Genomic DNA, 13,671 nt, shown 5'->3' on the forward strand with positions numbered 1-13,671 from the left:
ATATATTTCCCCTACGATTTGCCGTGTCCCGGCCATGACTGACAGGTCGTGACCGGGGCAAACCAGCCGTATGTCCGGAGTGCACCCAAGCCGGCCGGGCCCGTTGATTCCAAGTTGGTATGCAATGGGTCAAGGGGCGTGACCGGGTGTTCACGCGAGCTCTAGTCTGCGCCCGTACATATGGCTGTCCGGATAGTTTCAGCCATTCAAACCGGGCGATGCCCTGGGGGGCTCATGCGTAGATCCAGAGGGCTGACTGCTGCCCTCGTCCTGTCACTGGCCGGTGCCGGCACCGGTATAGGCCTGGTGCTGATGCCGCAGGCGTCCGCCGTCACGGCCCCGGTGGCCTTCACCGCCGACCAGTTGCCCACCTGGCAGCCCAACGGTGTCGTCTGGGCGATGGCCGAGGCGAACGGCACCGTCTTCGCCGGCGGCACCTTCTCCGCCGTACGTCCGCCGGAGGGGGACGGCGGCGCCGAGCGGGAGGCGCTGAACTTCGTGGCGCTGGACGCCGCCACCGGCGCCCCCACGGACTGCGCGCTCTCCTTCACCATCGCCGACGGCACCGCCACCGTGCGGGCCCTGGTCGTCTCGAAGGACAAGAAGACCCTGTACGCCGCCGGCTACTTCGGCGCCGTCAACGGCACCCCGGTCAGCAGCGTCGCCGCGATCGACATCGCGAGCTGCACGCCGAAGGCCGACTTCCGCCCCGCCTTCCCGGCCACCGTGCGCGCCCTCGCCGTCACCGACGACACCCTCTACGCGGCCGGCGACTTCGCCGCGGTCGGCGGCCAGACCCGCGAGCGCTTCGCCGCGGTCGACGCCGCCACCGGCGCCCTGAAGCCCTTCACGGCGAACTCCGACGAGCCCGGCCGCGCGATCGAGGTCACCCCCGACGGCAAGAACGTCGTGCTCGGCGGCGACTTCTTCCAGATCAACGGGACCGACACGCACGCCCTGGCCGTCGTGGACGCCACCACCGGCGCGGTCAAGAAGACCTACGCCAACATCCCGTCGAACTCGGTGATCAAGGACATCGCCATCGACGCGGGCGGCATCTACGCCGGCGCCGAGGGCTCCGGCGGCGGCGTCTTCGACGGCCGCATGAGCGTCAGCCTGACCGACTTCAGCGAGAAGTGGCGGGACCGCTGCCTGGGCGCCACCCAGTTCGTGCTGCCGTACGACGGCGTGCTCTACAGCTCCTCGCACGCGCACGACTGCTCCACCGAGAACGAGTTCCCCGACGGCAAGCGGCACTATCTGCTGGCCCAGCCGACCCAGCACGCCGGCGCCGCCCCCGCGCCCGTGGACGGCTTCGTGCGCGGCCCGGGCAAGCTCGGCTGGCACCCCACCGCCAACGACGGCATCGGCGAGGGCATCGGCCCGCGCGTCATGGCCGTGTCGGAGAAGAACGACACCCGGTACATGTGGGTCGGCGGTGAGTTCACCCTCATCAACGGCACCGCGCAGCAGGGCCTGACCCGCTTCGCCTCCACCGGCGATGTCGGCGCCCCGACCGTCCCGGTCGTCAGCGCCGCCAGCGTCAAGCCGGGCGAGGTCCAGGTCCGCTGGCGCACCAGCTACGACGCCGACGACAGCAAGCTGACGTACCGCGTCTACCGCAACGGCTCGGCCACCCCGGTCGCCACCGTGTCCGCCGACTCCCTGGAGTGGGAGCGCCCGCAGGCCTCCTGGACCGACACCACCGTCAAGGCGGGTCTCGCCTACACCTACCGGGTGACCGCGACCGACGCGGCCGGCAACACCAGCGCCCTGTCGGCCACCGCCCCGGTGACCGTGCCCACCTCGGTCCAGTCCTACCCGGACCAGGTCCGCGCCGACGGCGCCGGCCTGTACTGGCGCTACGACGACACCGTCAGCCCGTTCGTCGCCGACTCCTCCGTGAACGGCAACACCAGCGGCGTCCAGATCAACACCCCGGCCCTGCGCCAGACGCCCGGCGCGGTCGCCGGCGGCAGCACGGCCATGGGCTTCAACGGCACCAGCCAGCAGGTCCACAGCGACCACCGCCAGACGGTCGGCAGCAGCTACACGCTGGAGACCTGGTTCAAGACGAACACCACGCGCGGCGGCAAGCTGATCGGGTTCGGCAACAACACCACCCGCAACAGCGGCCTGGCCGACCGGCACGTCTACATGACCAACACCGGCCGGCTCGTCTTCGGTGTCCACGACGGCTCGATGCGGACCGTGTCCACCGGCCTGTTCGACACCTACAACGACAACAAGTGGCACCACGTGGCCGCCACCCAGGGCCCCGGCGGCATGACGCTCTACGTCGACGGCGTGAACAAGGGCACCCTGAACGCCGCCTCCGCCCAGACCTACACGGGCTTCTGGCACGTAGGCGGCGACAGCCTGGCCGGCTGGCCGACCCGTCCGACCAGCAACTTCTTCGCCGGTCAGATCGACGAGACGGCCGTCTACCCGACGGCGCTCACCGCGGCCCAGGTCAAGAAGCACTTCGACCTGGCCAGCGCGGTCCCCGACACGGTCACCAAGGTCGCCGCGTCCGAGGACACCTACATCAACCAGGGCGCGCCGAGCACCGCGTACGGCACCTCCAGCTCGCTGGCGGTGCGCGGCACCTCGGCGTACGAGACGTACCTGCGCTTCAGCCTGCCGGCCGCCCCGGCCGGCCAGGTCCTGAAGTCGGCCTCGCTCCAGATCAAGACCACCACGCAGGCGGGCGCCGGTACGGCCGACACCGTCTCGGTGGTCCCGGTCACCGGCACGTGGAGCGGTGCGGGCACGACGTTCAACACCAAGCCCACCCTGGGCACCACCCCGCTCGGCTCCATCTCCGGCGTCCCGGACGGCTCGGCGGTCCACAACGTCGAACTGGACAAGGCCGCGGTCTCCGCGGCCCTGGGCACCGGCTACAGCATGGCGCTGACCAGCACGGGCACGGACCCGCTGTGGCTGTGGTCGTCCGAGGCGACGGCGGCGGAGGGCACTCCGCAGCTGGTCCTCACGTTCGGCCCGAAGTAGTCCCCCGGGGGCGCCGGGCGGATCCCGTCCGGCGCCCCCGTATCCGCGCGATTCCCGCGTTCCTCCGCGATCCCCGCACCATGGGAGCCCTGTGATGTACCGACGCCGACGCCCGGCAGCGGCCGCCGTCCTGCTGGCCGCCGCCCTGACGCTGACCGCGTGCAGCTCGGGGAGCGGAAAGTCCGACGCCGCCGGGAGCGCCGCGCCCGCGAAGCCGCCGGCCTCGTCGGCGGCCCCCGACCCGGCCGACGCCGGTCCCGCACCGGCGGGTTCACCGGACGCCAAGCCGACCGGGCCGGTCCTGCCGGACGCGAAGCTGACGCCGGCCACGGGCACGTTCAAGGACAACGAGAAGAAGTACCTGAGCGGCCGCGTGCCGGAGAAGATGGACCCGGCCGCGGTCCTCCAGACCGGCCAGGAGGCCTGCGACCGCGTCGGCCGCACCGCCAAGCGGGACAAGGACGCGGCGATCGGGTCCATCGTGGCGGGCGAGGTCAGGGGCGCCAAGGACGCGATCACGCACCTGTGCCCGGAGCAGAAGCCGCTGCTGGCCGCCGCCGAGAAGGGCATCGGCGACGGCACCCGCGCCACGCCCGCCGCCGGCACCTACCGGGCGCTGACCCAGGAACCGGGCCGGTGCGTCTGGCAGGCGCGCAGCAAGGACGGCGCCGTCCTGGCCTCCGGCCCGGAATCCCCGGCGAAGGCGGGCGACAAGCTCACCGCCACGATCCCGGCGGGGACGGCGGAGTTCGAGTCGACGGGCTGCTACGCCTGGATCCCGGCGTAGCGACCCCGCCAGGGCCGGGGAACGCTTCGCGGCGTTCGATGTCTGCCGGTAGGGGCGGGTGTAGGCCCATTCGTCGAGCAGGGTGCGGTTGAAGCGTTCGACCTTGCTGTTGGTCCGGGGCCGGCATCTCGGGCGGCACGATGCGGCGCGGGTGCCTGGAACGTCGTTGGCTGCCGGATCTTGCGGGGCGTGGGGATGGCTTCGATCCAGTCGTACCAGCGGATGGGCCGGTTCCCGAGGCCGGAGGAGTATCCGGAGGCGGTGGTCGATTTCGTGCGCTGCGCGGTGGAGCTGCCGGAGGCTACGCCGGTCATGGTGGCCCGCCGTACGGCGGTGCGGAAGCGGCGGGCTGGTCTGCTTGCCGGGAATCGGATCGCCATCAACGGGGTTGGTGGGGGATGAGCCGTTAATTGGAGGGTCATGCGAGCGATTCAGGTGTACGAAGTGGGCGGTCCCGAGGTGCTGCAGGAGGCCGAGGTGGACCAGCCGCGGCCGGGTCCGGGCGAGGCGATCGTGGAGGTCGCCGCATCCGGGGTCAACTTCCTCGACGTCTACCACCGCGAAGGCCGGTACAGCCTCCCGCTTCCCTTCACCCCGGGCGCTGAGGGCGCCGGCACGGTCGTCGAAGTCGGACCCGGCGTCGCTGACGTCGCAGTCGGGGACCGGGTCGGTTGGGTGGAGATTCCCGGCACGTATGCCGAGCGGGCCGTCGTGGACTCCTCCCGGCTGGTGCCGCTGCCCGACGACATCGGCTTCGAGACAGCCGCCGCCGTGCTCCTCCAAGGCATGACCGCGCACTATCTCGTCAAGGACGCCTACCCGGTTCAGGGGGGCGACACGGTGCTCGTGCATGCGGCTGCTGGTGGCATGGGGCTGCTCTTGACCCAGCTCATCACCCATCTAGGCGGCAGGGTGATCGGCACGACGTCGACCACGGCGAAGGCCGAGCTGGCGAAGCGTGCCGGGGCCGCTGAGGTGATCCTTTCCTCCGCAGTCGACGATCTCGCAGCCGAGGTGAGGCGGCTCAACGGCGGTCAGGGACTGCCGGTTGTCTTCGACGGCGTCGGCGCGTACACCTTCGATGCGAGCCTCGCCAGCCTGCGAACCCGCGGCCATCTCGTGCTCTTCGGCGCGGCAAGTGGTGCCGTGCCGCCGTTTGATCCGATGCGGCTCGCCCACGGCGGTTCGCTGACCCTGATCCGGCCCAGCCTCGGGGACTTCATCGCCGATCGGTCCGAACTGCTCCGACGGGCCGCCGATGTGTTCGAGTGGGTGCGCTCCAAGGCGCTTGAGGTCACCGTGACGGGCCGCTACGCATTGTCCGAGGCCGCCCAGGCCCACAGCGATCTGGAGGCTCGGCGTACCACCGGCAAGCTGCTCGTCGTACCCGATACGGCCGCTATCGGACGCCGCGAGGAGACGCAGGGCTGATCGCGGGTGACGAGGTCGGGGATCTTGGAGACTGAGATGTCCAGGGCATGGCCGACCGTCATCGCCAAGATCCCCGACAGCGTCAGGCACCCAGCAGGCCAAGATCTCCGGCGCCACTTGGACGACACTCCCTAGCGCAGGGACGCGTACACCGTGAGCAGGTCCTCCACGACCGCGTCGAGGGAGTACGACCGCGCCGCCAGCTGCCGGGCCGCCGCGGAGGCCGCGGTGTTCGCGGCCGGGTCCAGCAGGTCCAGCACGGCCCGCGCGACCCCGGCCGGGCCCGGCTCCACCGCCGCGCCGGCCCCGGCGGCCGCGATGTCGCGGGCCAGGCCGTTGGAGTGCGTCACCACCGGCGGCACGCCCACCGACAGCGCCTCCAGCACCGACATGGGGAACGGCTCGTCCACCGACGGCAGGACGTACACGTGGGACCGGCGCAGCTCGTCCAGCACGTCCCGCCCGCTCAGCGGCCCCGGCACCCGCACGCGGCCGGTCAGTCCCAGCTCCGCGATCCGCCGCAGTACGGCGTCCCGCTCGCCCTCGTCCGGTCCCGCCACCACGAACTCCGCGTCCGGGTGCGCCGCCAGGACCGCGGGGACCGCGTCCACGAAGTCCACCGGCCGCTTGCGGGCCTGGAGCCGCGCCGCGTACAGCACCCGCGGGGGCCCCGACAGCGGCGGCCTTGCCTCCTGCGCCGGCGTCCCGTTGACCAGCCGCACCGCGTTGGCCAGCGGCTCGCCGCCCACGACCGCGTCCAGCCCGGCCCGCTCGTGCGGCGTCAGGTACAGCACCGCGCCCGCCCCGCGCAGCAGCCGCCGTACGGCCACCGTGTCCAGCACCTTGGCGAGCAGCCTCCCGCTCGGGTCGACCATCCCGTGGGTCTGGAGCACCAGCGGCCGGCCCGCGCGCAGCGCGGCCAGCGCCACCGGCAGCGTCACCAGGTCGCGGGCCAGGTGCACGTGGACCACGTCGGCGTCGCGCACCAGCCGGCCCGCCGCGGCCAGCAGCGCCGGCGAGGTCATCCCGCTGAAGCCCAGCGGCAGCAGCCGGCGGGCCGGGAACAGCCGGGCCGGCACCCCCTCGACCTCGCGCGGCCACGGGTCCCCGAAGCCCTCGCCCAGCGCCACCAGCCCGGCCTCGTGACCACGCGCCCGCAGGCCCTGGGACAGGTTCAGCGCCACCCGCACCGGCCCGCCGAAGGCGTGCGTCGGGGAATGCAGCGTCACCGCGTGCAGGACCTTCACTTCGGCTCCTCCACGGGGCGGCGCGTGCCGTCGGCCGTCTGCAGGGTCAGTTCGGGAAGGTCGCGGTGCACCACGGCCCCCGCGCCCGCCACCGCGTGCCGCCCCACCGTCACCCCGGCCAGCACGGTCGCCCGTACGGCCACCCACGCGCCGTCCTCGACGACGATCGGGGCGTTGCGGTAGCGGAAGTCGGCCGCCCGGTGGTCGTGCGAGCCGGTGCACAGCAGCGCCTCCTGCGACACGCACACGTTCGCACCGATGGTCACCGGCTCCAGGTTCAGCAGCCAGGCGCCCTCACCGATCCACGTGTGGTCACCGATCGTCAGCTTCCACGGCCACAGCACGCGCACCCGGTGCCGGATCAGCACGCCCTCGCCGATCCGCGCGCCGAACGCGCGCAGCAGCGCCACCCGCAGCCGGGCCGGGCAGAACCAGGCCATGAACAGCAGGTTCATCACGGCGAACCAGAGCGCCTGGGTCAGCAGCCCGCGCCCCTTGTCGTAGCCGGCCAGTGTGAAGGCCGGGAGATCACGCATCGATACACCCCCACCCGGCGCCTCCCCGGGTGCCGTCGGCTCAGACTAGACTGCGCGCGGAATGCGCACAGGGGTGGGTGGGGGCACAGTGGTCACGGACGTACGCACACCTCCGCCGCCCCTCCTGCCGCAGGAGGACGAGTCCCTGTGGGGGAGGGTCACCACCCCCCGCACGCTCCTGTCCCGGGCCCTGTCGGTGCCGCTGGCGCTGGGTTTCACCGTCTTCCTGCCGCTGTTCGTCGCCGTCCAGCCGGGTGCGGGCGTGCACGACGCGGCGTACTGGCTCCAGCTCGCCCTCACCATGTACGCGGGCGCGCGGCTGTCGGCGATGGTGCTCACCAGCCGCCGCAAGCTGCTCCAGGGGTCCTTCTGGCTGTTCGTCTACATGGCGATGGGCGTGGCCCCGCTGGCACAGGCCGTGCTCGGCCAGGTCCCCACGCCCGTCGTCGGGCCGCGCTCCGACCTCACCTGGGCCATCGCGCTGGTGCTGCTGGGCTGCACGGCCTACGACGTCGGCGCGCTGCTGGCCCGGCACCGGCCGGCGGGCCGCGCCGGCGGCTCCCCGAAGGAGCCGCGGCCGGTGATGACGCATCACCGGCGGCTCCAGCTGCTGACGCTCATCGCGTTCCTGGCGAGCACGGCGTTCGTGGTCAAACTCGGCGGTCCGGCCGTGTTCTTCAGCAGCCGCCAGGAGATCATCGCGGGCATCCAGGAGGCCGGCGTCTCCAACGGCGACGGCCAGGCGGGGCAGGCCCTCCTGCGCGGCTTCGGCACGGTCCCGGCCCTGCTGGCGCTGCTGCTGTACACGCGCTGGCTGGTGACGTCGACGTACGCCCGGCGCAAGGTGTCGGTGCTCCTCACGTGGGGCGCCCTGGCCGTACTCAACCTGGTGGTCAACAACCCGGTCTCGAACCCGCGGTACTGGTTCCTCACCGTGATGTTCTCGCTGCTGTTCGCCGTGTTCCCGGTGAGCGCGGCGATGTACCGGGTGGCCCTGTCCATGGCCGTGGTGGTGGCGCTGCTGGTCTTCCCGTTCGCGGACCGCTTCCGCTACGACGAGAAGAACTACAAGCCGGTGGAGACGACGTCGTTCCTGGAGCCGATGGCGCTCAAGGACTACGACCAGATCGGCATGTTCGCGAACACGATCACCTACTCCGAGTCCGGCCCCGGCCACCTGTACGGCCGCCAGCTGGCCGGATCGGTCCTCTTCGCGGTGCCCCGGTCGGTGTGGCCGGACAAGCCGAAGGACACGGGCGTGATGGTCGGTCAGTGGATGGGCACGGTCAACACGAACCTGTCCTCGCCCATCTGGGCCGAGCTGTGGCTCGACTTCGGCCCGCTGGGCATGGGCGCGGGCCTGCTGGTCATGGGGTACGCCTCCGCCCGCGTCGACCGCCGCTACGCCCGGCGCGCCACCCGCCGCACCCCGCCGGGCAGCCTGATCTCCGTGGTCGTGCCGCTGGTCGCGGGCTACTCGTTCATCCTGCTGCGGGGGCCGCTGCTCCAGGCGTCGGGGCGGGTCGCGATCGCGGCGCTGTGCCTGGCGCTGGTCGCCACCTACCGCACGGACCGGGCGACGTCGCTGCGCTGAGCGGCTACCCGCCGTCCGGCGGCTGCTCGGCGGCCTTCGGGCAGGTCACCTTGGCGAACTTCGAGGTGACGGTGTAGGTGTCGTTGGGCACCCCGGTGAACTCGAAGAAGCCGTCGTTGATGGTCTGCGTGGTGTTCACGACGGCGCCCTGGGAGTTCTTCAGCGTGACGGTCTCGGCGACCGGGAACCCCCGGCCGGAGACGCCGTAGGTCTGTCCGGGGCCTTTGGTGACGGTGCACTTGATCGCGGCTGCCTCGTCCTCCTCGGCCGTGGAGGACGACGCGCAGGACGTGATGCGGGCCTGGCCGTCGATGGTGGAACGGAGCCGGTAGGTTCCCGGCTGCAGCCAGGTGTATTCGAAGAACCCGTTCGGGAGCGCCCTGGTGACCGCGATTTGGCGGCTCTGTCCGTCGGCGACCCGGAAGACGCGGATCGCAGAGCCCGGGGCGAATCCGGTTCCCGAGAGCCCGACCCTGTTGTTGGGGCCTTGGACCACCGTGCAGGTCGCGTCGGGCAGGACGTTCTGCGCCGCGTCGGCCGTCGTCATGGTGACACCGGTCCAGCCACCGAACGCCACCACCGTCGCGACGCCCGCTGACATGGTCTTCCGCCGCATGGGTTTCCCCTTTCGTGCTTTCGTGCGTCAGTACCCCCGCGGTCCCACCGGCCCGCGCGTACGGGGCGGGGCGGCCGCTCGTGTCCCCCTGGGGTGTCTCGCACCCGCTCACCACTCTTCCACCGCACACGCGAAACCGCATGCGGTGGCAGGTGCCAGGGCGGGGACGCTCAGGCCGGGACGGGCTCCGGCGCCGGCAGCCGCGTGACGCGCCACCAGGCGGCCGCGGCCTTGAGGGCGGAGCCCAGGGCCAGTCCCCAGGCCGCGCCCACCACGCCCGCCAGGGCGTAGCCGACGACCAGGAAGGCCACCGAGAGCAGGGAGAAGACCACCTGCACCGAGAGGGTGGCCCGCGGGGACAGGACCCGCAGGGTCAGCAGGGCGCAGGTGCCCAGGGCCATCACCGCGTACTGGGTGCCGGTCGCCGGCAGCAGGGCGGCGGTGGCCGGCCAGGTGTCGCCCAGGAGTTCACGGCCCCACCGGTCCGGCAGGGCGTACAGGCCCGCTGCGACACCGGCGGCGAGCGCCGACAGGGCCAGCGCCAGGCCCAGCGTGCCCCGGATCACCGCCCGCTTGCCGGAGAGCCGGTTCAGCATCGGCGGGCCGAACGCGTTCGCCGAGGTGAACAGGACGTTCAACGGGCCGAAGAGCGTGCTGGCGCCCCGCAGGGCGCCGACCGCCAGCGGGGTCGCGAGGACACCGAGGCCCAGGACGGCGAGCTGGCTGGAGCCGTTGCCCACCGCGAACTCGACCACGAACCGCTGCCCCAGATGACCGCGCCGCAGGTACGGGCGCAGGTCCGCGCGGGCGCCCGCGACGTCACGGCGCAGCAGCCACAGCCCCAGGGCCAGGGCGGGCAGCGCCGAGACGCCCCAGGCCAGCACCAGGCGGCCCGGTGAGGCGCCCGGCGGCTGGGCGAGCAGCGCGGCGACCACGCACACCAGCCGCAGCGTGTCCGCCGCCAGTGCCCGCTGCGGCAGGCGCAGCGCCGAGAAGCAGTACCGCAGCGCGTCCTGGACGAGGACGACCGGCAGGACCAGGCCCAGGGCCAGGAAGGCCCACCCGGTGGGGCCGGGCAGCGCCGCGCCCACCACCGCCAGGGCCACGCCCACCGCCGCCGCGGCCGCGCCCGTGAACGCGACGGCGCCGCGGCACATCGCGCCCAGCCGCTCGCCGCGCTCCAGGACCAGGCTCTGGCCGACGTACGCCGTGCTCAGCCCGAGGAGCACGCTGAACGCCACGTACACCAGGGAGAACGCGGCGAATCCGGGCGCCGAGGACAGCCGCGCCGCCAGCACCAGGACCAGGATGTTGGTGGCGCTGGAGGCGGCCTGGTCCAGGACGGAGGCGACGGCGGCGATGCCGCGCCGGCTCACCGCCGGCCCGAGCGGACCGTACGCAGGGCGACCGTGTCGCTGCCGTCGCCCGCGACGGGCTCGTCGGGCCCGGGCAGCGGCCGGGCGGCGGGGGCCGGGGCCGGCGCGGCGGTGTCCGCGGCGCCCTTGTCCTTGCTCCCCTTGCCGCCGCGCTTCTCGCCGGGCAGCGGCCCGTGCAGGACCGCGCCCAGCACCGTGCCGCCGGCGCCGCTGATCAGCTCGCGGATCCGGGCCAGGTCGGCGCGGTGCACCGCGCGCGGGTCGCAGACCACCAGTACGCCGTCGACGCGGTCGACGAGCGCGAGCGCGTCGGCGTACGAGAGCACCGGCGGCGCGAGCACGACGACCGTCGAGTTGGGCGAGTCGGCCTCGGAGACCAGGCGGGTGGCGCGCGGCGAGGTCAGGGCGCGCGGTACGTTGCGCACCCGGTCGCCGGGGATGAGGTCGAAGCTGCCGGACTCGCCGGCGTCCACGACGAGCTGGCGCCCGTCCGGCCACTCCGCCTCGGTCGTACCGGTGGCGGAACCGCCCGGCTGCTGGCTCCAGCGCGGCCGGCCGCCGGCGTCGGTGGGCAGCTGGCTGGCGAGCACCGGGGTGCGCAGGTCCGCCTCCATGAGCAGGACGTCCTTGCCGGTCTCGGCGAAGGACGCGGCCAGGTTCACCGCGACCGCGGCGGCGATCTCGCTGCTGCCGCGCGGCGCGACCACGAGCAGCCGGCGCCGGTCGGCGAACCGGGCGTCGTACGCGAGGCGGAAGGCGACCGAGCGGTACTCCTCCGCGAGCCGCGGGTCGGTCTCGCCGGCCGCCAGCAGCGGCCCGCCGCCGGTCTTGTCGCGCGGCAGGGTGCCGAGCACGGGGGCGCGCAGGGCGCGCGAGACGTCGCCGTCGGAGCGCGGCGCCGGGTCGAAGACCAGCCGCACCCAGGCGCCGAGCAGGCCGAGCGCGAGGCCGACGGCCACGCCGATCGCGAGCGACATGGGGATGCCGGGGCCGTCGGCGCCGGTCGGCGGGGCCGCGACGCTGGTGACCCGGCCCGGCGACATGTCGAGCGCCTCGAGCTTGGCGATCTGGCCGTTGAAGTTGTTGACCTTGCTCTGCAGGTCGGTCTTGGAGGAGTACGCCGCGTCGCGTCCGGGGCCGGCGGGCAGCGAGGTGACCTGCTTGGCCAGCTCGTCGAGCTGCTTGGCCACCGGGTCCCGCTGGTCCTTGTAGGACTTGATCATCTTGTCGCGGGTGTCCTCGAGCGCCGCCTGACGGCGCGCGAGGTAGGCGTCGGTCATCGCGTTGGCCCGCTGGGCGGCCGCCTTCGCGGTGTCCGAGGTGTAGGTGAAGCGCAGCACCATCGACTGCGGCGGGTTGGTGACCTGCAGCCCGGTCCGCAGGGCGGGGATGCCCGAGGCGGGCAGGCCGAGCTTCTTGCCCGCCTCCTCGGCGACCGAGCTGCTGAGCGCCGTCTGCCGCTCCGAGCCGATGTTGACGGCCTTGTCGGCCGCGATGTTCGGGTCGAAGGGGTCGATGGTCGGGGCGCGCAGCACGACGTCGGCGCTGGCGACGTACGTGTCGAGGGTCGATATGCCGAGGTAGGCACCGCCGAGCAGGCCGATGCCGACGCCCGCGCCGATGAGCCCCCGGTACCGCAGGAGCTGGCGGAACTGGTCCCTGAGGAGGTCGGGTTCGTCCTCGGCCGGTGCCGCGGTGGTGGCGCGGTGCGTCTCGATCACTGCCGGGGACCCCCAAGTGCTTCGTCGATCAATGCGTCGATACGGGCCAGGCCCGCCCGGCGGCTCAGATGCGCCGCCACGTGCCGGGGACCGGCGGCTCCCAGCGCGTCCGCGCCCTCCGGGTCCTCCGCCAGCGCCCGCACGGTCTTCAGCAGCGCCTCCGGGTCCTCCGGCGGCACGAGCACGCCGGCACCCGAACGCTCCACCTCCTGGGCGGTGCCGCCCCGGGCCGCGACGGACGCGACGACGGGCCGGCCGGCGGCGAAGTAGGAGGTCAGCTTCGAGGGCACGCTCATGTCCAGCACGGCGGCGTGCTGCGTGACGGCGAGCACGTCCGCCGCGGCGAGGATATCCGGGAACTCGCCGTCGGCGGCAGGGGGGATGATGTCGAGGTTCGGTACGTCGGCCGAGAGGCCGGCGAGGGCCGCGCGCTGGCTGCCGTCGCCCATGAGGACGAACCGGACGCTCGGGTCCAGCCGGGCCGCCCCGACGAGGACCTCCAGGCCCTGCTTGAGGCCCATGTTCCCGGAGTGCAGGACCACCGTCTGGTGGGGCGCCCAGCCCAGGTGGTGGCGGGTCTCGGCGCGCGGCTTGGTGGGGGAGGGCACGTGCGACCAGTTGGGCACCAGGCGGATCCGCTCCGGATCGACGCCCATGCCGACCACCCGGTCGACGAAGGTCTCGTGGATCACGCCGACGAGGGCCGCGCGCTTGAGGGCGTACGCCTCGGCGCGGGCGACGACCGCGGCCGCCTTGTCGCCGCCGCTGATCCCGCTCTGCGCGGCCGCGGCGCCCATCAGGTCCTGGACGACGGGAACGAAGGGCACCTTCCAGCGCGCGGCGAGCCGGGCGGCCAGGACGCCCCCGGCCAGGCTCGGCATCTGGGCGAGGACCGCGTGCGGCTTCGGCATCCGAGGCGGGGCCACCGAGCCGTGCAGCAGAATCGATCCTTCGTACAGGGCCCGCTTCACGGCGGTCTGCCGGGCCGGCACGGTGTGCGCGCGCCGGTGCACGGTGACCCCGGCGCGTCGTTCGGTGCGCCGCAGCGCGCCCTTGTACTCCGGCTCCAGCGACCACGACGGATAGTGCGGCATTCCGGCGAACACGTGTGTGTCGTGGCCGAGTTCCGCCCAGTGCTCCGCGATCTGGGTGGCGTAGGGGCCGATGCCCGTGTGCTCGGGAGCGTAATTGGTGGAAACCAGCAACAGGCGCCGGTGGCCGGATGTGGACACTGAACGTCCCCTTCCCCCCTGGATGATGCGCTGCACACACTAATCGTTCACCCGCACGCCTCGGAACGCGCGCGCTATTGTCTGCTAATCCGCCGCGCCGGGGGGCGCGGTTGCTGGGG

10 protein-coding genes and 1 pseudogene are annotated in these 13,671 nt (G+C 73.0%); 4 read left to right on the plus strand and 7 right to left on the minus strand.

The annotated features are described in order from the left end of the window. Positions 1–234 precede the first annotated feature (234 nt). A complete protein-coding gene (locus ACZ6KO_RS17805) occupies positions 235–3,012 on the plus strand; it encodes a CBM96 family carbohydrate-binding protein (protein WP_469304864.1) in 2,778 nt (925 codons plus the stop codon). 94 nt (positions 3,013–3,106) lie between these two features. Further along, the gene (locus tag ACZ6KO_RS17810) at positions 3,107–3,799 is read left to right on the plus strand and encodes a hypothetical protein (protein ID WP_469304865.1); all 693 of its coding nucleotides are present in this window, start codon (positions 3,107–3,109) and stop codon (positions 3,797–3,799) included. A gap of 19 nt (positions 3,800–3,818) precedes the next feature. On the opposite strand, the pseudogene ACZ6KO_RS17815 reads toward ACZ6KO_RS17810, so the two are convergent. Beyond that, positions 3,819–3,922: pseudogene (locus ACZ6KO_RS17815) on the minus strand (IS481 family transposase); the annotation flags it as partial. 297 nt (positions 3,923–4,219) lie between these two features. Here ACZ6KO_RS17815 and ACZ6KO_RS17820 point away from each other — a divergent pair. Further along, positions 4,220–5,230, plus strand: a complete 1,011-nt coding sequence (locus ACZ6KO_RS17820; RefSeq protein WP_469304866.1) for a quinone oxidoreductase family protein — start codon at positions 4,220–4,222, stop codon at positions 5,228–5,230. A 131-nt stretch (positions 5,231–5,361) separates the two neighbouring features. On the opposite strand, the gene ACZ6KO_RS17825 is transcribed toward ACZ6KO_RS17820, so the two are convergent. Together ACZ6KO_RS17825 and ACZ6KO_RS17830 are read right to left on the minus strand one after the other, a co-directional pair. Next, complete coding sequence (locus ACZ6KO_RS17825; RefSeq protein ID WP_469304867.1) at positions 5,362–6,477, minus strand: glycosyltransferase; 1,116 nt, start codon at positions 6,475–6,477, stop codon at positions 5,362–5,364. Next, positions 6,474–7,013: a WcaF family extracellular polysaccharide biosynthesis acetyltransferase gene (locus tag ACZ6KO_RS17830; RefSeq protein WP_469304868.1), complete on the minus strand. Its 540-nt coding sequence runs from the start codon at positions 7,011–7,013 to the stop codon at positions 6,474–6,476. Before ACZ6KO_RS17830 ends, ACZ6KO_RS17825 begins: the two co-directional genes overlap by 4 nt. 61 nt (positions 7,014–7,074) lie before the next feature. Here ACZ6KO_RS17830 and ACZ6KO_RS17835 point away from each other — a divergent pair, with 61 nt between their 5' ends. Further along, a complete protein-coding gene (locus ACZ6KO_RS17835) occupies positions 7,075–8,607 on the plus strand; it encodes a hypothetical protein (protein ID WP_469304869.1) in 1,533 nt (510 codons plus the stop codon). Positions 8,608–8,611: 4 nt separating this feature from the next. Here ACZ6KO_RS17835 and ACZ6KO_RS17840 read toward each other — a convergent pair whose 3' ends face one another. The 4 genes from ACZ6KO_RS17840 to ACZ6KO_RS17855 all read right to left on the minus strand — a co-directional run bounded on the left by ACZ6KO_RS17840 (position 8,612) and on the right by ACZ6KO_RS17855 (position 13,522). After that, a complete protein-coding gene (locus ACZ6KO_RS17840) occupies positions 8,612–9,223 on the minus strand; it encodes a hypothetical protein (protein WP_469304870.1) in 612 nt (203 codons plus the stop codon). 170 nt (positions 9,224–9,393) lie between these two features. Beyond that, positions 9,394–10,599, minus strand: a complete 1,206-nt coding sequence (locus ACZ6KO_RS17845) for an MATE family efflux transporter (RefSeq protein WP_469304871.1) — start codon at positions 10,597–10,599, stop codon at positions 9,394–9,396. Further along, positions 10,596–12,320 carry a lipopolysaccharide biosynthesis protein gene (locus ACZ6KO_RS17850; RefSeq protein ID WP_469304872.1) on the minus strand — a complete coding sequence of 575 codons (1,725 nt, stop codon included), beginning with the start codon at positions 12,318–12,320 and terminating at the stop codon, positions 10,596–10,598. The genes ACZ6KO_RS17845 and ACZ6KO_RS17850 overlap by 4 nt, the downstream gene beginning before the upstream one ends. Beyond that, positions 12,317–13,522 carry a glycosyltransferase gene (locus ACZ6KO_RS17855; protein WP_469305012.1) on the minus strand — a complete coding sequence of 402 codons (1,206 nt, stop codon included), beginning with the start codon at positions 13,520–13,522 and terminating at the stop codon, positions 12,317–12,319. Before ACZ6KO_RS17855 ends, ACZ6KO_RS17850 begins: the two co-directional genes overlap by 4 nt. Positions 13,523–13,671 lie beyond the last annotated feature (149 nt).

The organism is Streptomyces sp. NPDC042102 (genome assembly GCF_055582305.1).